The organism is Pseudomonas syringae group sp. J254-4 (assembly GCF_032586855.1).
GTDB classification, from domain to species: Bacteria; Pseudomonadota; Gammaproteobacteria; order Pseudomonadales; family Pseudomonadaceae; genus Aquipseudomonas; species Aquipseudomonas amygdali.
In genome coordinates this window covers 107,065-125,851 of the sequence record NZ_JAWHOO010000014.1, presented here as the reverse complement: position 1 = coordinate 125,851, position 18,787 = coordinate 107,065, and the positions used below count along the sequence as shown (strand labels likewise).

Sequence of the window (18,787 nt, the reverse complement as noted above, 5' to 3'; positions counted from 1 at the left end):
TGCCTACCCTCAGATCATCTCAATAAACAAAATTTGATGGCCTAATAGCATCATGGTAAAACCTCGCAACAGATACTCGTCTGCACTTGCTAAGGAATAGCCATGAAAAAGACAGGGACAGGCTTCGTCGCCATACTCGCATTACTCTGTGCCTTCTCCGCAAACGCCAGAGAAGCCCAGGTCACAGACGCCTCAATCGTCAAAGCCATCATCCAGGAATCCATCGACAGCTACCCCGGCAATTGTCCGTGCCCCTACAACTCCGCTCGCAACGGCAGCCAATGCGGCAAACGTAGCGCGTACAGCCGCAAAGGCGGTTACGCACCGATCTGCTACAAGGAAGATGTCACCAAAGAAATGATCAACGACTACCGACGCCGCCTGAAAGACTGATCCCACGAGACACAATGGCCGTTACCCACACGGCACGGCCATCACCACGCATTCAACCCAGCCGAGAAGCAGGCAGCACCGCCCGCCACCAGGACCTGCCCAAACTACGTGGCCGCCCCTCAACCTGCATCTGCGGATGCGCCAACAGCATCGGCATATCCCGCAACCGTATCCACGGCTCGCTGTGCCAGTGCAACATACTCACCGACAACCCCGGCCACTGCAGCATGCTCAGGTGCGGCGTGCAGTCATCAAACGGCACCTGCCCATCCCGCAACGCAGGCACCACCTCGTTGGTTAGCCACTGCCGCAACCCACGATTCTCCGCATGGTAGTGATGCACCATCATCGCGTACGCCCCTGACTCACTGACCATCAGCTCTGACTGCGCTTCGCCGTGCAGGTCGAGCGTGATCATCCGGTGCTGGTCAGCGTCCAGCTTGCGCAGCGTCCGCTCGTTCAACGGCCAGCCGATCATGCGACCCAGATCACGGGCGCTGAACCAGGGCTGGTTTTCGAGGAGGAGGGCGAGGAGTTGGCGGTTGTAGCGGTGGAAGGGAGTTGGGGTGTGGGGCCTAGTCATGTGCCACCTCCGAAACGGAATGTGGACGAGAACCGGATTTATAGCTTGAACGGGCCATGTTGAACCTCTGGATGCTTTCTTAGGGCAAGGATTTAGGTGCCGGGAGCTAAGAAACCCACCAGAGACGGGCCGGACATATTCCCCTTTCGGGTCTTGTATTCGCCCACTCCCGGCATAAAACGTGACCTTTCCTGCAGGCGTAGGGAAACCGCTGGCGCAAAAAAGCCGCATGGCTGTCGGGTGCGGAGGACCGCTCTGGTTTTCGAGTTTCTTAGGCTCAGGTTGTGGAGGTTAGGGCGATTGGTTGATGTCGTCAATCTCCAGCATGTGCCGAAAAGGCTGCGGATTCCGTAGGAATTTACGTCAAAGGGATCGAAAATACGTCAAGCCTACACCCTGCTGAAAATTGACCTGGACAGATCAGAAAACCTCCATATACTGTTTTTTCATACAGTAAAAGTCCTACCATTCTCCTCTCAAAGCCGCGTGCCGTCCTTTTCGTTAAGAGCGAAATCAGGAATTTACATCCCGTGATAAAGGAATAGAATGGTGATCGTTCGTCACACGTTTGACCCAGAGGAAAATGGCTCATGAATCTCTTTGAAGCCGCAATGCCCGAATCATCTCAAATGAGCCAGCCTGTCTCCTTTTCTGATCCACATCCAGCTCAAGACATAGACCTTTTGCGCAGGCTTCTTGAAATCTATGATCAAGGGCAGTTGGCAGCGAAGCTCAACGAGATCGGATCACCGCACTGCCGTGAGACGGTGAATCGCTGGGTCAAGGGTAAGTCGACGCCCCGCCTTACCTACAACGAGTACAAGCATCTCGAGTCGTTGCTTCCAACCCAGCCAACGTATAAGCCGTCGTTTACGTTTATCGATCTGTTCGCTGGTATAGGCGGCATTCGTAAGGGTTTTGAGGCGATTGGAGGCGAGTGCGTTTTCACCTCGGAGTGGAACACGTATGCCGTCAGAACGTACAAGGCAAACCACTATTGTGATCCGAAGCGCCATAAATTCAATCAGGATATCCGTACGGTAACCCTCTCTGACAAACCAGAAATCAGTGACGAAGACGCCTATCGGAATATTGATCGCGAGATCCCTGATCACGATGTGCTTCTTGCGGGATTTCCGTGCCAGCCATTTTCGCTGGCGGGCGTATCCAAAAAGAACTCGCTTGGCCGCAAGCACGGGTTTGAATGTGAAACTCAAGGGACGCTTTTCTTTGACGTAGCCCGGATTATTGCCGCAAAACGGCCATCTGCGTTTCTTCTTGAGAACGTCAAGAATCTCAAAAGCCATGATAAGGGCAATACATTCCGAATCATTTGTGAAGCATTGGACGAGCTCGGATATGAAGTTGCCGACGTCAATGCTCCAAAGGGCTCAGACCCCAAGGTGATCGATGCGAAGCATTTCGTGCCACAGCATCGCGAGCGAATCGTGTTGGTCGGATTTCGACGGGACTTGAACGTGCACGGGGGCTTCACGCTTCGTGACATTGAGAAGCTCATACCGAAACAGCGTCCCAGCTTTGGGGATCTCCTGGACAAGGAAGTGGATAGCAAATACATCCTTACCCCGAAGCTTTGGGATTATCTCTACCGTTACGCAGAGAAACATCGCCAGAAAGGCAATGGCTTCGGCTTTGGGCTTACCCGTCCCAATGATGTTGCACGCACGCTGTCTGCGCGATATCACAAGGACGGATCTGAAATATTGGTAGACCGAGGTTTTGTAGAGCACCTTGATTTCAATAGCGAGCTGAATCAGCTCAATCGCCCACGCAGGCTGACCCCTCATGAGTGCTCGCGGCTGATGGGCTTTGATAAGCCAGGTGAGAGCAAATTTGTCATCCCGGTTTCGGATACACAGGCGTACCGGCAGTTCGGTAACTCTGTTGCGGTGCCGGTTTTTGAGGCGGTAGCACGATTGATGAAGGATCGGATTATAGCTGCTAAAGCCAAAACTGCTGACAATCAAAATCAGTTGGAATTCGCACTGCCTGCTTAATGTCGAAGATAACTTCTATACAAGCCGGGACGCCCATCTCGGTCTGGAGGTTCCTTGGCTGATATTGTTGACGTAGCAACTCGCTCCCAAATGATGTCTGGTATTCGGGGGAAAAATACTTCTCCTGAGCTGTTAATTCGTAAAGCTCTTCACGCACGCGGCTTTCGTTTCCGTATACACGCTGCACACCTGCCTGGAAAACCTGACTTGCTGTTCCCCAAATACAAAGCCGCCGTATTCATTCACGGCTGCTTCTGGCACGGACACGCTTGCAGGTACTTTAAGATTCCTAAGACTCGTCCAGAATTCTGGATGGAAAAAATTGGGAAAAATCAGGCCCGAGACAGCGACCAGGAACGATCTTTGAACTCGCAAGGTTGGAGGATACTGGTCGTATGGGAATGCGCAGTACGGTCTATGAAAAAAGAAAAATCTTCACTTCTGGTTGACCTGATCGCAGATTGGCTGGTAAATGGATCCAATTATTTTCAGATCGATGAAGGTACGTTGAGAAATGAGAGTTTTTGGGGGCAGACCTAGATATTTGACGGGTTGCAAAGCGGGAGCGTGATGCGGGCTACTTAGCTTCCGTACAGCGTCAGGCCCTGTGGTGGAAGCTTTGAATCAAAAAATGGTCGCATTGACGATGGCGTAGTGTTGAAAGAGTAAAATTTGCATTCGGCCTATGAAGACTTTGGCTTATGTATCAGGTTAAATTTTGACTGAGCTGTAATATAGGACGGAGCATTTGGACAGTTTTTTAAAGTGGGTTCACGAAAAAAGTACCGGTGATTGGTATATATACGGTAAGCGACTATCGGGTAATGATACCGGCTTGACTGGCGGAAAGCAGGTTGGCATATATATTCATAAACCTGTAGCTATCATAGCATTTCCCTCCATAGATACGAAATTGGTTAAGAATCCACGCTATGCAGTCAGAGCTAAAATAAGTTCGCACTCTTTTCCTGAACAAGGCCTTCATGTGATCTATTACAATGATAAGTTTTTTGGAGGAAGCCGTAACGAAAGCCGGATAACAAAATGGAATACTGATTTTAAAGGTAGTCCTGTTCAGGATCCAGAAAATACTGGGGCGCTTATTCTATTCGCATTTCATATGCCGTCAGAGAAGCAGGATGCAGATTTTGTAGACGTATGGCTTTGCAATGGATTAGATGAAGAAAGATTTTTAGAAGATCTGATGGGAGAGATTGTGCCCGGCGGGTGGATGGCTGAAAGAGGAGATAGATTATTTTCAGACTTTAGCGCAGGGTTTGCGGTGGCACCTAGTGCTGTAGCTATACCTGAAAGCTGGACTGATTCCTTTCCAAGTGGTGAAGAAATAATTTCTCATTTGCTAAAAAGCTTTAAGTGGAATGGAGATACACCAGATGCTTTAATTGTTGAGCGTCGAAAAAAAGAGTATAGCTTATTTCGTCAAGTGGAAGAGTTGCATACGTTGCATCATGTTAAAAAAGGCTTTCGTTCAGTTGATGAATTTATGCAGATGGCTAACTCAGTTAGTAATCGGCGAAAATCAAGGTCAGGTCGTTCTTTAGAGATTCATCTGGTTCATTTGTTTAGGCAGTTTGGTTTGTTAGATTTTAGTAATCAATGTCAAACCGAAGTTAAAAAAAGACCTGATTTTATATTCCCATCATGTACAGCATACCATGATGAAAATTTTCCTTCATCAAACCTAAGAATGCTTGCGGTGAAAACTACTTGTAAGGATAGATGGCGGCAGGTATTGAACGAGGCCAGCAGGGTGAGCCGTATACATTTGTTTACTCTACAAGAAGGAGTATCTGTAAATCAATTCAGTGAGATGGTGAGTGAGGGAGTTTCTTTGGTTGTGCCCAAAACTTTACATACTAAATATCCAGAAGCGTTACGTTGCCATCTATTGACTTTAGGTGATTTTATAAACGAGATGCGGGCATTGAAAAAATAGTAGCTCTGCCTATAAGGCAATATCATTTTGTGTGATTTTGCCTTGTGAAAGAAAAGATACATATGCATAAGTTGGAGGTTTTGAAGCTACTTAACTTTGATTATTGAAAGGATGAAAAATGACAGGGCCATCTTTAGTATTTCTCCGCAACGAGGCTGATGAAAAAGAGGGGTTAGGGGACGCTGGGATAGAGACTTTCCGTGATGCCCCTTATGCGAGTTGTGCTCGTGAAGCAGGACAGAACTCTCGGGATGCGATTCAAAATAACAGCGATCCAGTTAGAATGACTTTTGATGTAATTGATGTTTCTGTCGATAATATACCAGATTTTGAAAAGCTTATAAGTGCTATAGATAGTTGTGCTAAAACAGCGGTAAGTGAAAAAGAAATAGACTTTTTTACCAGTGCTGCTGCGGTTGTTGCGCGTAAAACTATTCCGATCTTACGAATAGCCGATTATAATACTGAGGGGCTGATAGGTCCTCCCGATGACCCTGCTAGTCCTTTTAATGCCTTGCTTAAAGGTGCTGGAGTAAGTAAGAAAGATAACGAGACGTCTGGAGGTTCATTCGGTATTGGAAAAAATGCTTCTTTCGCAGTTTCTGATCTACAAACTGTGTTTTATTCTTCGCTGTATGAAGATAAGGTTTCTGGAGAGTCTAAGTTTGCTGCCCAAGGAAAAGTTAAGCTTGTCTCTCACTTCGACAGTGACGAATCGAATCGTCGTGCAATAGGATACTGGGGGGGGCCAAACTTTCGTGCGATTACTGATTTAGCATCATTGCCTGAATGGATGCGACGTGACGAGCTTGGCACATCGATATTCTGTCTCGGGTTTAGAGAAGCGCCAGATTGGGCAGAACGAATGGTCTGCTCTTTAGTTATGAATTTTTTTGTAGCAATACAGTCAGGTGACATGGTTTTTGAGGTGGATTCGGGTAGGTTTAAGATTAATAAGAATACCCTTGAAGCCCTCATGTCTAATGTATCTATAGTTGCAGCGGCAGCACAGTCTGGATTTAAAAGTGACTTGGATTTTGCTCGAGAATTACACACTTGCCTCATATCTGATGCTTCTGAGCTAAATGTTTTTAATATTCCAGGTTTAGGTGAAATAAAAGCTCGTGTTTTGATTGGTGACGGGTTGCCAAAGCGAATAGGGTTTGTCCGTAACGGAATGCTAATTACTGATAATCTTCGACATTTCGATAAGCCTTTGTCTAGGTTTCCCAGCTCGCTTGACTTTATCGCACTTGTAGAGCCGGAAAACAATGAGGCTAGTAAGATATTTAAAAATCTAGAAAATCCAGCGCACAATGCCTTTTCAGCTGAGCGTATTGCAGACTCAAAAAAGCGAGCATCTGCGACGAAGGCGATGCGTGAACTAGGTGATAAACTGCGAAGCCTTATTAAGGATGTTACCGGAGTTAAGTCTCAGGACTCTACTGTTATAGATGAGCTTGGAAAGTTTTTTGCGAATGCTGGGAAAACAGAATTTTCATCTACGGAAGGTTCTGAAGATGATCCCGAAACTTACACATATAAAGCGGCCTCTAAAAAGCCTAAAAGTACATTTACCCCAAACTCAGGTATAAAAGCCGGTACCAGTCATTCCGGCGGTTTCAGGGATAATAGTAAAAGCCAAAATAGCGGTGGACGAAACGGCTCTCACGAGAGCGCTCAAAAGGATGGTAGTAATTTCAAGGAAGGTAAGGCGATACAACTAAATGATGTTCGAAATCGCATCTGTACCGCCGAGAATAGTAAATCCACACGAGAAATATTTTTTGACTCTGAGTTTCACGGTAAGATTTTTTTATTCATACACGCTTTAGGGTTAAATAATCCACAAGTTCTTTTTCCAGTTGAAACAAGCTTAGGTGTTATTAGAGGTGAATCGATTTTGGTAGATGTGGTTGCCAAAAAGAGATGCTCATTGAAAGTTTCATTTTCGGAGCTATACAACGGGCCTATCGAAGTTCTGGCGTCTGTTGCTGGTGAGGAGGTGTCTGTATGAGGCTTACAGATAATACAAGGTTTCCTCATCCGGTCCTAGGGCCGTTTACTGGAGATTATAAAGAGGGTGAATTTTCTGTTGAGTTTGATATCACTGAGAGCAGAGTGACAGGCGCGCTGTCTCTTAGCTATGAGATCATTTTGACTGAGCCAAATTTGTCAGAATTGGTTAATTGTGGCGTTGCGACGGTTGGATGCATTGTTCGATGTGCGCACACATTTTATAGTGATGTTCGTACCCTTTCTTATAAGGTAGGGCTTACTGATTTTTCTTCAGGTTTGCTTCTGAATTCAGTTACGCTGCGTCCCGTAATTTGGCTTAACAAAGATATTCCTGAGTGGAATCCGTCCTCCCTGCATCCAGAGTTCTCCTCTCCTATTTCTCTTAAGGCTGGTAATATTTTGGCAGTAGCTGCCGAGACGGAAATAAGCGTCGGGCAGGAAAAGCTAGCACCTATAGAAAGTATTTTTGAACTTAGTAAATCTGCTGACGTTAGTGAGAGTGAAATGCGTGTTGATTTAGAAAGTGATCGAATTTCTATTTTTGTATCTCCTGTCGCGTTCGAGCTGATTGATTTGCTTAGGCAGAAGAGTTCAACTCTTTCTGTTGTAATGAGTGCTATATATCTACCTGCAGTAATGGAGGTGCTTGATCGCCTACGCGAAGAAGGCGAGTCCTATGAGGGGCGGCGATGGTATACTCCTTTCACACAGAAGTGTATATCCAAAAATATAAGTATTGATTCTTCTATGTCGATTTTAGAAGAGGCTCAAAAATTACTTGAATATCCCATCCTATCTCTTCGCAGTTGCACAGAGGATAAGTAATATGACGATCCCCAGACTCATGTACATGTCCCAAGAGAAATTGAATGAACTAAAAGACACGATTGTAGATAATCTAAGCCGTTATCATGGAGGTGGTTTTTTGGACCTTGTTAAAGATAATGGCTGGAATATCACTAGCGAGTCAGTTGGGGTAAATCTAGATATGTTGCGTACTCTTGATGCTGTCAATGCTGCGGCGGATACGGACGCGGATAATTCAATAATCGTTTACAACGCTCTTGTGGGAATGACTCCAGCGCTCGCAATGGAACCCAGAGTTTGGACTCGTTTTACGCATGTTGAATGCATTGATTATTCTCGAGCACGTTGGTCTCTAGTTGGAAGCGAAGAGGATCAATGTAAACAAGTTCTAAAGCATTTTTTTGCAGTTGGTCGGACAGGAGTTCGCGACGATAACTCTATTTCTAGACTCTGGTGGAATATGCATATCGCCACTAGTGCCGATCCCACCAATTCAGAAGCTTGTCTTCGTCTTCTTCTAAAAACCGCGGATATTCGCCAGGCAATGGTTGAGCGCCCTACAGTTGTCGCTAGAAAGCCTCTTATCAGAGGAATATTTCGCGCTATGTTAGCTAACCAATGGATAACTTCTAGCGAAAATTCGTTTCGAAGGTTTATGGTTGAGTTGAATGTAGATGCTGGTGGTTTGCTTTTTGAAATTGGCTCGGAATCTGAAATCGATGATGTTATTTTGAACTGTGCTCAGAAAGCGCAAAGCTATTTAAAGCGCGTTAGTTAGAAGCATTAGAGATACTAAGATTTTTTATAAATTCAGCTTGAAAAAAATCCTGAAAGTTATTGCTTTAATTTGTTGTTAAAAAGCCAAAAACATTTCTGCTTTTGGCTTTTGGTGTCCAAACTATCTAAGTCTAGCTAGACCATCAATCCCAGCTCAACGCCCCACCCGTTTGATACTCAATAACCCGCGTCTCAAAGAAGTTCTTCTCTTTCTTCAGGTCCATGATCTCGCTCATCCAAGGGAACGGATTCGTCGTCCCCGGATACTCTTCCTTCAACCCAATCTGGCTCAAACGACGGTTAGCGATAAACTTCAGGTAGTCCTCCATCATCGCTGCGTTCATGCCCAGCACGCCGCGGGGCATGGTGTCGCGGGCGTATTCGATTTCCAGCTGGGTGCCTTGCAGGATCATCTGCGTGGCTTCTTCTTTCATTTCGGCATCCCACAGGTGTGGGTTTTCGATTTTGATCTGGTTGATCACGTCGATGCCGAAGTTCAGGTGCATGGACTCGTCGCGCAGGATGTACTGGAACTGCTCGGCGACGCCGGTCATTTTGTTGCGGCGGCCCATGGAGAGGATCTGGGTGAAGCCGCAGTAGAAGAAGATGCCTTCCAGTACGCAGTAGTAGGCGATCAGGTTGCGCAGCAGCTCTTTGTCGGTTTCGACGGTGCCGGTTTCGAACTTCGGATCGGAGATCGAACGGGTGTACTTCAGGCCCCAGGCCGCTTTTTTAGCGACCGACGGGATCTCGTGGTACATGTTGAAGATCTCGCCTTCATCCATGGCCAGCGATTCGATGCAGTACTGGTAGGCGTGGGTGTGGATCGCCTCTTCGAAGGCCTGGCGCAGGATGTACTGGCGGCACTCCGGGTTGGTGATCAGGCGGTACACGGCCAGCACCAGGTTGTTGGCAACCAGCGAGTCGGCAGTGGAGAAGAAGCCCAGGTTGCGCATGACGATGCGGCGCTCGTCGTCGGTCAGGCCTTCCGGGTTTTTCCAGAGGGCGATGTCGGCGGTCATGTTGACTTCTTGCGGCATCCAGTGGTTTGCGCAACCGTCCAGGTACTTCTGCCAGGCCCAGTCGTACTTGAAAGGTACGAGCTGGTTGAGGTCGGCGCGGCAGTTGATCATCATTTTTTCGTCAACGGCGACGCGGGCGCTGGCGCCTTCGAGTTCGGCCAGGCCTTCAGCGACGTCCAGTGCGTCCAGCGCTTTCTTGGCGCGGATCAGGGCAGCGGAGTCGGCGGCGGTAACGGCGCGAGCTTCCTGGGCTGCGAGGCCACCGGCGCTGTCGAGGCGGTCCATGTTGGCTTCGTTGGCGTGGCCGGCGTTGGTCGCTTTGGCAACTACTTCGCCGTCTTCTTTATCGAATTCGTCCCAGCTCAGCATGGTGTAATTCTCCTGCTTGAGGGTCAGTCGGGTGGACTGGCCTGTTGGATCTAGAGGGGGTGTTGCTTGCTTTTAAGGTGTTGCGCGCAAGGAACATGAATTTTTGGCTTTTGAGGCCTTTGGGTGAGGAGGCGGGCGGTAAGGGTAGGTTTCCCTTACCGGCCTCTTCGCGAGCAAGCTCGCTCCCACAGGTCTATCTCTCACAGGTATATCTCCAGATATACCTGTGCTGTGGGGGCGAGGTGGGTTGCCTTACTGGCAAGCCTCACAATCCGGCTCGTCGATTGCGCAAGCCTTTGGCACTGGGGCCGGGCCGGCCGGTGCTGCTTCGGTTGGACGTGGGGCGGTGATCGCCGAGTCGTCCGGGCCGTGGCCGCCGCTCGATACTGCGTTGAGCTTGCCGGTGTTGACGGTGGACTTCTCGGTGCTGGTCGCGGCCAGGGCACGGAGGTAGTAGGTGGTTTTCAGACCACGGTACCAGGCCATGCGGTAGGTTACGTCCAGCTTCTTGCCCGAGGCGCCAGCGATGTACAGGTTCAGCGACTGAGCCTGGTCGATCCACTTCTGACGACGGCTTGCCGCGTCGACGATCCACTTGGTGTCCACTTCGAAAGCAGTCGCGTAAAGCTCCTTGAGCTCCTGCGGGATGCGCTCGATCTGTTGTACCGAACCGTCGTAGTACTTCAGGTCGTTGATCATGACCGAGTCCCACAGGTCGCGGGCCTTGAGGTCGCGTACCAGGTACGGGTTGATCACGGTGAATTCGCCGGACAGGTTCGATTTCACATACAGGTTCTGATAGGTCGGTTCGATCGACTGCGACACGCCAGTGATGTTGGCGATGGTGGCGGTCGGTGCGATGGCCATGATGTTCGAGTTACGGATACCTTTCTGCACACGGGCACGAACCGGCGCCCAGTCCAGGGTTTCCTTCAGGTCGACATCGATGTACTTCTCGCCACGCTGCTCGATCAGGATTTGTTGCGAATCCAGCGGCAGGATGCCTTTGGACCACAGCGAACCCTGGAACGTCTCGTAGGCACCGCGCTCGTCGGCCAGGTCGCAGGACGCCTGGATCGCGTAGTAGCTGACCGCTTCCATGGAGGTGTCGGCGAACTGCACCGCAGCATCGGAACCGTACGGGATGTGTTGCAGGTACAGCGCGTCCTGGAAGCCCATGATGCCCAGGCCGACCGGACGGTGGCGCAGGTTGGAGTTCTTGGCCTGCGGTACCGAGTAGTAGTTGATGTCGATCACGTTATCGAGCATGCGTACTGCTACATCGACGGTGCGCTTGAGCTTGTCGGTGTCCAGCTTGCCGTCGACGATGTGGTTCGGCAGGTTGATCGAGCCCAGGTTGCAGACCGCGATCTCGTCCTTGTTGGTGTTCAGGGTGATCTCGGTGCACAGGTTCGAGCTGTGAACCACGCCCACGTGCTGCTGAGGGCTGCGCAGGTTGCACGGGTCCTTGAAGGTCAGCCATGGGTGGCCGGTTTCGAACAGCATCGAGAGCATCTTGCGCCACAGATCCTTGGCCTGGATGGTCTTGAACAGTTTGATCTTGCCTGGGTATTCGGTCAGCGCTTCGTAGTACTCGTAACGCTCCTGGAAGGCCTTGCCGGTCAGGTCGTGCAGGTCCGGTACTTCGGATGGCGAGAACAGGGTCCACGGGCCGTCGTCGAAGACGCGCTTCATGAACAGGTCAGGGATCCAGTTGGCGGTGTTCATGTCGTGGGTACGACGACGGTCATCACCGGTGTTCTTGCGCAGCTCGATGAACTCTTCGATGTCCATGTGCCAGGTTTCCAGGTAGGCACAGACAGCGCCCTTGCGCTTGCCGCCCTGGTTGACCGCAACGGCGGTGTCGTTGACCACTTTCAGGAACGGCACGACGCCTTGCGATTTGCCGTTGGTGCCCTTGATGTACGAGCCCAGCGCACGAACCGGCGTCCAGTCGTTGCCCAGGCCGCCTGCGAATTTGGACAGCATGGCGTTGTCGTGGATCGCGTGGTAGATGCCCGACAGGTCATCCGGCACGGTGGTCAGGTAGCAGCTGGACAGCTGTGGACGCAGGGTACCGGCGTTGAACAGCGTCGGGGTCGAGGACATGTAGTCGAACGACGACAGCAGGTTGTAGAACTCGATGGCGCGGTCTTCACGGGCTTTCTCTTCGATCGCCAGGCCCATGGCCACACGCATGAAGAAGATCTGCGGCAGTTCGAAACGCACGCCATCCTTGTGGATGAAGTAACGGTCGTACAGGGTTTGCAGGCCCAGGTAGGTGAACTGCTGATCGCGCTCGTGGTTGATCGCCTTGCCGAGTTTTTCGAGGTCGAATTCGGCCAGCACAGGGTTGAGCAGTTCGAACTTGATACCGGCGGCGACGTAGGCAGGCAGCGCCTTGGCGTACAGGTCGGCCATTTCGTGGTGGGTGGCGCTGTCGGCGACACCGAGGAAACCCAGGCCTTCGGCGCGCAGGGTGTCCATCAGCAGGCGGGCGGTGACGAACGAGTAGTTCGGCTCGCGCTCGACCAGGGTACGCGCGGTCATGACCAGTGCGGTGTTGACGTCTTTCAGCGCCACGCCGTCGTACAGGTTTTTCAGGGTTTCGGTCTGGATCAGGTTGGCGTCGACTTCAGCCAGGCCTTCACACGCTTCGGTAACGATGGTGTTCAGGCGACCCATGTCCAGCGGCGCAAAGCTGCCGTCGGCGAGGGTGATGCGGATCGACGGGTGAGCCTGGACCTGATCTTCAGGGGCGCGAACGGCACGCTCCTTGGCGCGCGAATCACGGTAGATGACGTAGTCGCGAGCCACTTTCTGCTCGCCGGCACGCATCAGCGCCAGTTCGACCTGATCCTGGATTTCTTCGATGTGGATGGTGCCGCCCGAAGGCATGCGCCGTTTGAACGTGGCGCTGACCTGTTCGGTCAGGCGTGCAACGGTGTCGTGGATGCGCGACGAGGCGGCAGCGTTGCCGCCCTCAACTGCAAGAAACGCCTTGGTGATGGCAACGGTGATCTTGTCATCCGTGTAAGGAACGACAGTGCCGTTACGCTTGATCACGCGCAGTTGACCGGGAGCAGTGGCAGACAGGTCCTGTGGGGTCTGGCTGGCCTGCGGCGCGCCGGTCGGCGAGTTCTCGCGAGTTGTGTCTGTTTGCATGTGTGACTCCACGTTCCTTTAAGTTTGTTCGGGCATTGCTGCCCACCGTTTCGTTTCGAGCAGTAAGTCGCAAAAGGCGACTCAAGGGCTCCAAAACGAAGGTGGAAGCGGGAGGTGCAGCCGCTTCCAGGTTTTGAAGCCAAAAAGGACCGGGCTGTGCCCGATCCTTTGAAAATCTGATGAAGAATGCGTGTTCGATGTTGCAAAACGTGTACGGGATGGCTCTGGTTCAAGCGCGAGCGGTTTGGGTGCCTAAACCGGCTTGAAGTTCAACCCCTCAGACGCAACAAAAATGCTTGAATTTCTCATTTGAGTTGTGCTGGTGTTTTTGCGCAAAACCCCACATGTAGGGTGTGTCTCGCCGCCGGGCTACAAGATAATGCGTTTTGGACATGAATTGCAACGCACCGCCTGTGGATAAAGTGTGTGTAGTTTGTGTATGAATCGCACACCATGCGTGTAGGCCGCATAACTACTGGATCGTGACCGTTTGTCACCGATTTCTGTAGGTGCTGGCGACAGGTTGCTGATTTTTGAGGGCGCGAACCCTATCACAAAAAAACGCTGCTGCAAGACCTGTCTGGCATGTGATGTGCTAAGCCGTGCCGGGTGTCGTGCGAGGTGGGCGGCGGTTGCTACACTCGCCTGCGACGCGGTGCCGCAACCCTTGTTTTGAATAACAACAATGGGTCAACCACAACAAGGGGAGATTGCTTTGGAGCCACACACCTGGCATGTACTGATTGTCGAAGATGACCAGCGACTGGCCGAGCTGACCAGCGATTACCTGCACAACAACGGCCTGTGCGTAAGTATTGAGGGCAATGGCGCGCTGGCGGCGGCGCGAATCATCGCCGAACAGCCGGATCTGGTGATTCTCGACCTGATGCTGCCCGGCGAGGACGGCTTCAGCATCTGCCGCTCGGTACGTGACCGTTACGACGGGCCGATTCTGATGCTCACCGCGCGCACCGATGACACCGATCATATTCAGGGGCTCGATACCGGGGCTGACGATTTCGTCTGCAAACCGGTGCATCCGCGCGTGCTGCTGGCGCGTATTCATGCCTTGCTGCGCCGCAGTGAAGCGCCACAGGTGCCTGCAGCAGAGCTGCGGCGGCTGGTGTTCGGCCCGCTGGTGGTGGACAACGCCCTGCGCGAGGCCTGGCTGCGCGAGCAGAGCATCGAGCTGACCGGCGCCGAGTTCGACCTGCTGTGGCTGCTGGTGGCCAATGCCGGGCGCACGCTGTCCCGCGAGGAAATCTTCACTGCGCTGCGCGGTGTGGGTTATGACGGGCAGGATCGCTCTATCGACGTGCGTATCTCGCGCATCCGCCCGAAAATCGGCGACGACCCCATCCACCCGCGTCTGATCAAGACCGTGCGCAGCAAGGGCTATCTGTTTGTGCCCGAAGCGGCGCAGGACATGAGCGGCCACGTGTTCAGCGGCTGACCTTATGAACTCGATCTTTCTGCGGATCTACGGCGGCATGCTCGGCGTACTGGTGCTGGTCGCGCTACTTGGCGTGTTCGCCCTGCATGTGCTCAATCAGTCGCGCGGCGAGCAATACCGCGAACGTCTGGCCCACGGCACCTTTACGGTGATGGCCGATAACCTTGTGCCGCTCAACGACATTGAGCGCCGCCGCGCTCTGGCGATCTGGGAGCGCTTGCTGGGCATTCCCCTCAGCCTGCAAAGCATCGAGCAGGCTGGACTGGACAGCGGCGCGCGCGGTCGTCTGGCGCGTGGGCAGGTGGTGGTCGAGCAGATCGGCCCGCACGCCGCCAGGGTCTATCGTCAGTTGAGCGACAAGGAACCGCTGCTGCTGAGCGGCGAGGTGCAGCAGATCACCGAACAACTGGCGCGAGCCACTATTTACCTGCTGATCGACGAGCTGGTGCGCTTTCCGGTCGATGAGCAACCGGCGCGCCTGCAAGCTCTGCGCATCGACAAGGGCTTCGGTTTCGACCTGCATTTGCTGGCGCTGGACCAGGCTGACCTGGACGATGACCAGCGCCGCCGCATCTATGAAGGCGACACGGTGATGGCGCTGGGCAAGGGCGGAGACTCGATCCGTGTGCTGGCCGGAATCGTCGACACCAACTGGGTGCTGGAAATCGGCCCGCTGTATCAGATGAACCCCTATCCGCTGCACTGGCTGCTGGTGATCGCCTTGATGGGCCTGTGTTTTATCGGTCTGGTGGTGTATTTGCTGGTGCGGCGCCTAGAGCGGCGCGTGCTGGAGCTGGAGGCCGCGGCGACGCAAATCGCCCAGGGCAGCCTGCAAACCCGCGTGCCGACCGAGGGCTCCGACTCGGTGGGGCGTGTGGCGGCGGCGTTCAACAGCATGGCCGAGCATCTGCAGCGCTCGCTGATGATCCAGCGCGAGCTGGTGCGTGCGGTGTCTCACGAGCTACGCACGCCGGTTGCACGCTTGCGTTTCGGCCTGGAGATGGTCAGCGACGCCACCACTCCCGAGGCGCGGCGCAAGTACATGCGCGGTATGGACAGCGACATTCAGGACCTCGACAAGCTGGTCGATGAAATGCTCACTTACGCGCGCCTTGAGCAGGGCGCGCCGACCCTGAATTTCCAGCGTGTCGATCTGGATGCGCTGATCGATCAGGTGATCGCCGAACTGGCACCCTTGCGCGCCGATGTGAGGGTTTCACGGGGCGAATGTTTGACCTCTGAAGAGGGCGAAGCAGCCTGGGTCGAGGCAGAACCGCGTTATCTGCATCGTGCGGTACAGAACCTGGTGAGCAATGCGATGCGCCATGCGGAAAACGAGGTGCGTATCAGTTACCGACTGGAGGCGCAGCAGTGCCGTATTGATGTGGACGACGACGGTCCCGGCGTTCCGGAAGAGGCATGGGAGCAGATTTTCACGCCGTTCATGCGTATCGATGACAGCCGCACCCGAGCGTCAGGCGGGCATGGGCTGGGCCTGTCGATTGTGCGGCGGATCATCCATTGGCACGAAGGCCGCGCGCTGATTGGCCATAGTGTCAGCTTGGGCGGCGCGTGTTTCAGCCTGTCCTGGCCGCGTACGCAGGTGCCGCGTTGAGTGCTCAGCTGTTCAGTGGTCCGCTTGAGCGCTTCGGGCAGACGTTGCTGGCGGCAGATGATTCGCGCCCTGATTCGCGCCCTGTAGTGGCGTTGTCTGATCTGCTGCAAGCCGAGCGGCTTGATCAGTTACTGCTGAGCATTTACGGGCCGCAGTTGATGCCCAGCCAATTGCCGGTGCTGGTGTCGCAGTGGGCCAAGTTTTACTTCATGCAGGCTATTCCACCGGTGCTGGTTGCCAGTCTGGTGCATGGCTGGCATTGGCCGTTGGCGCTTGAGCAGGTCGCACTGGCAGTGGATGAACGTGGCCTGCCGAATGGTGTTCGGTTGGCGGGTGAGGGAGAGGCCTGGCGGGGCATTCCGGCTGATCCGTTTCAACAGTTTGCCGGGTTGCTGGATGACAATCTGCAGCCCTTTATTGCCGCATTGAGCGCCTATGGCGGGCTGCCCTGCGCGGTGTTGTGGAGCAGCGCCGGGGATTATCTGGAAGGCTGTCTTGTGCAACTGGCCACGTGCAGCACTGTGTCATTGGCGCCAGGGCTGGCGCTGTTGAGCGAGAGGAAAAGGCCGGATGGGCGGGCCAATCCTCTGTTTCAGGCGGTGCGTTACGTTCCGCAGGCGCAGGGTGGTGAACCGCGCAGGCAACGGCGTGTGTGCTGCCTGAGTCATCGGGTGGAGTGGGTCGGGCGTTGCGAGCATTGTCCGTTGCCCGGCTGATCAGCCTTCGACTGCGACCAGACTCAACAGATGATCACCCAGCACACTGAACTGGCCGTCGAGTTCCTTGCCTGCGTGCCATTCACTGGACAGATCGATCAGCAGGCGCAAGCGGGCGCTGCCGTCGGCGGACCACTCCAGCAGTTGCGCGTCTTCAAAATAGAAGCGCTTTTGCACGATGGGGTAGAGCGCCTTGAATAGCGCTTCCTTGATCGAAAAGGTCAGGGTCACGCGCAACGCGATCTGATCCTGCGGGCCTGCTGCCATGTCGGCCAACTCGGCAGCCGTCAGAATTTCCCCGGCCAGTCGCGAGGCACGGTCATGGCTCAGCAGGTTTTCCGTGTCCAGCCCCAGCCCGCGCCATTGCCGCTTGTTCGCCACCACCGCGGCGGCCCAGCCGGTGCTGTGGGTGATCGAGCCACAGACATCAGCGGGCCAGACTGGCGCGCGGTCTTCACCCACCGCAGGAACATGCAGGCGGCCATCCAGTTGGCGCATGGCTTCGCGGGCACAGAGCCGACCGGCGAGAAATTCGGCCTGACGCTTGGCGACCGAGCGCTGAATGCTCGCAGGCATCTGCACCGCACCGCGCTGAAAGTCGCCGTCGACCAGCTTGAGCGGATCGAACCGCCCACTGACCAGCACCGCGCCCGGCAGCGCATGCGGCAACGGCCAGTGCTGAACGAGTTCGGGACAGCAGACGGGAAGGTCGGGTAATTGAGTCATGGGCGGCATTTTGCCGGGGGAACGGGTTTGAGGGAAGGGCACTGGTAACATCTGCGTCCTCTTGACGACGCAGAGCGTCGCGACCTGCATTACCACGCTGGAGCGTGCGGAACGATAATCTCAACTATCGTGCGTCGCTCTGCGTCGCATGCCTTTCTGGACGCTCCGCGTCCTCTTGACGACGCAGAGCGTCGAGAACTGCATTCCCACGCTGGAGCGTGCGGAACGATAATCTCAACTATCGTGCGACGCTCCGCGTCGCATGCCTTTCCGGACGCTCTGCGTCCTCTTTGCCAGGTAGAGCAAAAAACTGGTCACACTTTCATCATTCCCTCCCACTCAATCGGGATGTACCGTTCGGGCCTCTGATGATTCAAGGATGAACTCATGGGCCGAAGCCGGTACACCATCACCGAACCTGAAAAGCCTCACTTCCTGACCTGCACAGTGGTGGAGTGGTTGCCGCTTTTTACCCGGCCTGTTCTGGTGGACATTCTGTTGAATGCCTGGCGCTATCAACAGGCTCATCAGGGACTGCAGCTCTTCGGGTATGTCGTCCTGGAAAACCATTTGCACTTCGTGGCCCAAGCGCCCGCTCTGGACAAATGTGTGAGTAGTTTCAAGTCGTTTACGGCTCGACAGATAATCGAAGCACTTGAGAACGCCAACGCCGAGAGCACGCTGGAGCGTCTGCGGTTCGTCAAGCGTCTGCACAAGAGTGACAGGGTTTATCAGGTCTGGCAGGAAGGGGCTCATGCGGAGCTGGTGTGGAATGAAGCGGTGATGCGTCAGAAGCTCGATTACATTCACCATAACCCGGTAAAGAGGGGTTATGTGGATGTCGGTGAGCACTGGAGATACTCCAGCGCTCGCGATTATGAGGGGCAGCGCGGTTTGATCGATATTCAGCGCTGGTATTGACGCATAACGTGCGGAACGATCATCTCAACTATCGTGCGACGCTCTGCGTCGCATGCCTTTCTGGACGCTCCGCGTCCTCTTGACGACGCAGAGCGTCGAGACCTGCATTCCCACGCTGGAGCGTGCGGAACGATAATCTCAACTATCGTGCGTCGCTCTGCGTCGCATACCTTTCTGGACGCTCCGCGTCCTCTTGACGACGCAGAGCGTCGAGACCTGCATTCCCACGCTGGAGCGTGCGGAACG

At 53.6% G+C, this 18,787-nt stretch carries 15 protein-coding genes; 11 read left to right on the top strand and 4 right to left on the bottom strand.

The genetic code is table 11. The features are described 5' to 3' along the window. Positions 1-102 precede the first annotated feature (102 nt). Entirely contained in the window at positions 103-393 is a 291-nt protein-coding gene (locus tag RYB09_RS17665) for a hypothetical protein (protein WP_316889538.1), read from the top strand. 52 nt (positions 394-445) lie between these two features. Here RYB09_RS17665 and RYB09_RS17660 read toward each other — a convergent pair whose 3' ends face one another. Beyond that, positions 446-976, bottom strand: a complete 531-nt coding sequence (locus RYB09_RS17660) for a Bro-N domain-containing protein (RefSeq protein WP_316889536.1) — start codon at positions 974-976, stop codon at positions 446-448. 590 nt (positions 977-1,566) lie between these two features. On the opposite strand from RYB09_RS17660, the gene dcm reads away from it, so the two are divergent. The 6 genes from dcm to RYB09_RS17630 all read left to right on the top strand — a co-directional run bounded on the left by dcm (position 1,567) and on the right by RYB09_RS17630 (position 8,555). Next, positions 1,567-2,994, top strand: coding sequence for a DNA (cytosine-5-)-methyltransferase (gene dcm, locus RYB09_RS17655; RefSeq protein ID WP_316889535.1), 1,428 nt, complete (start codon positions 1,567-1,569; stop codon positions 2,992-2,994). 54 nt (positions 2,995-3,048) lie between these two features. After that, on the top strand, positions 3,049-3,534 hold the full coding sequence (locus tag RYB09_RS17650; protein ID WP_096128172.1) for a very short patch repair endonuclease: 486 nt from the start codon (positions 3,049-3,051) through the stop codon (positions 3,532-3,534). A gap of 208 nt (positions 3,535-3,742) precedes the next feature. Next, on the top strand, positions 3,743-4,951 hold the full coding sequence (locus RYB09_RS17645; protein ID WP_316889530.1) for a type II restriction endonuclease: 1,209 nt from the start codon (positions 3,743-3,745) through the stop codon (positions 4,949-4,951). Positions 4,952-5,069: 118 nt separating this feature from the next. Continuing rightward, positions 5,070-6,968: a hypothetical protein gene (locus RYB09_RS17640; RefSeq protein WP_316889528.1), complete on the top strand. Its 1,899-nt coding sequence runs from the start codon at positions 5,070-5,072 to the stop codon at positions 6,966-6,968. Then, positions 6,965-7,795, top strand: coding sequence for a hypothetical protein (locus tag RYB09_RS17635; RefSeq protein WP_141249855.1), 831 nt, complete (start codon positions 6,965-6,967; stop codon positions 7,793-7,795). Before RYB09_RS17640 ends, RYB09_RS17635 begins: the two co-directional genes overlap by 4 nt. A 25-nt stretch (positions 7,796-7,820) precedes the next feature. Then, positions 7,821-8,555, top strand: coding sequence for a DUF6339 family protein (locus RYB09_RS17630; RefSeq protein ID WP_316889524.1), 735 nt, complete (start codon positions 7,821-7,823; stop codon positions 8,553-8,555). A gap of 142 nt (positions 8,556-8,697) precedes the next feature. Here RYB09_RS17630 and RYB09_RS17625 read toward each other — a convergent pair whose 3' ends face one another. Together RYB09_RS17625 and RYB09_RS17620 are read right to left on the bottom strand one after the other, a co-directional pair. Continuing rightward, the gene (locus RYB09_RS17625) at positions 8,698-9,945 is read right to left on the bottom strand and encodes a ribonucleotide-diphosphate reductase subunit beta (protein WP_002554639.1); all 1,248 of its coding nucleotides are present in this window, start codon (positions 9,943-9,945) and stop codon (positions 8,698-8,700) included. A gap of 252 nt (positions 9,946-10,197) precedes the next feature. Beyond that, positions 10,198-13,110 (bottom strand): ribonucleoside-diphosphate reductase subunit alpha, encoded by a 2,913-nt coding sequence (locus RYB09_RS17620; RefSeq protein WP_122258339.1) that lies wholly within the window; start codon positions 13,108-13,110, stop codon positions 10,198-10,200. Between the two features lie 685 nt (positions 13,111-13,795). On the opposite strand from RYB09_RS17620, the gene RYB09_RS17615 reads away from it, so the two are divergent. From RYB09_RS17615 to fhuF, 3 genes are read left to right on the top strand one after another with little or no spacing between them, the layout of a single operon-like run. Further along, entirely contained in the window at positions 13,796-14,563 is a 768-nt protein-coding gene (locus RYB09_RS17615) for a response regulator (protein WP_410478315.1), read from the top strand. 4 nt (positions 14,564-14,567) lie between these two features. Further along, positions 14,568-16,178 carry an ATP-binding protein gene (locus tag RYB09_RS17610; RefSeq protein WP_122322945.1) on the top strand — a complete coding sequence of 537 codons (1,611 nt, stop codon included), beginning with the start codon at positions 14,568-14,570 and terminating at the stop codon, positions 16,176-16,178. Further along, positions 16,136-16,894 carry a siderophore-iron reductase FhuF gene (gene fhuF, locus RYB09_RS17605; protein WP_316889520.1) on the top strand — a complete coding sequence of 253 codons (759 nt, stop codon included), beginning with the start codon at positions 16,136-16,138 and terminating at the stop codon, positions 16,892-16,894. The genes RYB09_RS17610 and fhuF overlap by 43 nt, the downstream gene beginning before the upstream one ends. Here the strand turns inward: fhuF and RYB09_RS17600 are convergent, their stop codons facing one another. Continuing rightward, a complete protein-coding gene (locus tag RYB09_RS17600; RefSeq protein ID WP_230016628.1) occupies positions 16,895-17,620 on the bottom strand; it encodes a 4'-phosphopantetheinyl transferase in 726 nt (241 codons plus the stop codon). It lies immediately after the preceding gene. Between the two features lie 387 nt (positions 17,621-18,007). Between RYB09_RS17600 and RYB09_RS17595 the strand changes: the two genes are divergently transcribed. After that, the gene (locus RYB09_RS17595) at positions 18,008-18,541 is read left to right on the top strand and encodes an REP-associated tyrosine transposase (protein WP_057430614.1); all 534 of its coding nucleotides are present in this window, start codon (positions 18,008-18,010) and stop codon (positions 18,539-18,541) included. The last annotated feature ends 246 nt before the right edge of the window (positions 18,542-18,787 follow it).

What these genes read in the sequence shown, in the direction of transcription:
- RYB09_RS17665 (WP_316889538.1), top strand. Translation starts at nt 103, where the DNA reads ATGAAAAAGACAGGGACAGGCTTCGTCGCCATACTCGCATTACTCTGT.
- RYB09_RS17660 (WP_316889536.1), bottom strand. Translation starts at nt 976, where the DNA reads ATGACTAGGCCCCACACCCCAACTCCCTTCCACCGCTACAACCGCCAA.
- dcm (WP_316889535.1), top strand. Translation starts at nt 1,567, where the DNA reads ATGAATCTCTTTGAAGCCGCAATGCCCGAATCATCTCAAATGAGCCAG.
- RYB09_RS17640 (WP_316889528.1), top strand. Translation starts at nt 5,070, where the DNA reads ATGACAGGGCCATCTTTAGTATTTCTCCGCAACGAGGCTGATGAAAAA.
- RYB09_RS17635 (WP_141249855.1), top strand. Translation starts at nt 6,965, where the DNA reads ATGAGGCTTACAGATAATACAAGGTTTCCTCATCCGGTCCTAGGGCCG.
- RYB09_RS17630 (WP_316889524.1), top strand. Translation starts at nt 7,821, where the DNA reads ATGTCCCAAGAGAAATTGAATGAACTAAAAGACACGATTGTAGATAAT.
- RYB09_RS17625 (WP_002554639.1), bottom strand. Translation starts at nt 9,945, where the DNA reads ATGCTGAGCTGGGACGAATTCGATAAAGAAGACGGCGAAGTAGTTGCC.
- RYB09_RS17620 (WP_122258339.1), bottom strand. Translation starts at nt 13,110, where the DNA reads ATGCAAACAGACACAACTCGCGAGAACTCGCCGACCGGCGCGCCGCAG.
- RYB09_RS17615 (WP_410478315.1), top strand. Translation starts at nt 13,796, where the DNA reads ATGGGTCAACCACAACAAGGGGAGATTGCTTTGGAGCCACACACCTGG.
- RYB09_RS17610 (WP_122322945.1), top strand. Translation starts at nt 14,568, where the DNA reads ATGAACTCGATCTTTCTGCGGATCTACGGCGGCATGCTCGGCGTACTG.
- RYB09_RS17600 (WP_230016628.1), bottom strand. Translation starts at nt 17,620, where the DNA reads ATGACTCAATTACCCGACCTTCCCGTCTGCTGTCCCGAACTCGTTCAG.
- RYB09_RS17595 (WP_057430614.1), top strand. Translation starts at nt 18,008, where the DNA reads ATGGGCCGAAGCCGGTACACCATCACCGAACCTGAAAAGCCTCACTTC.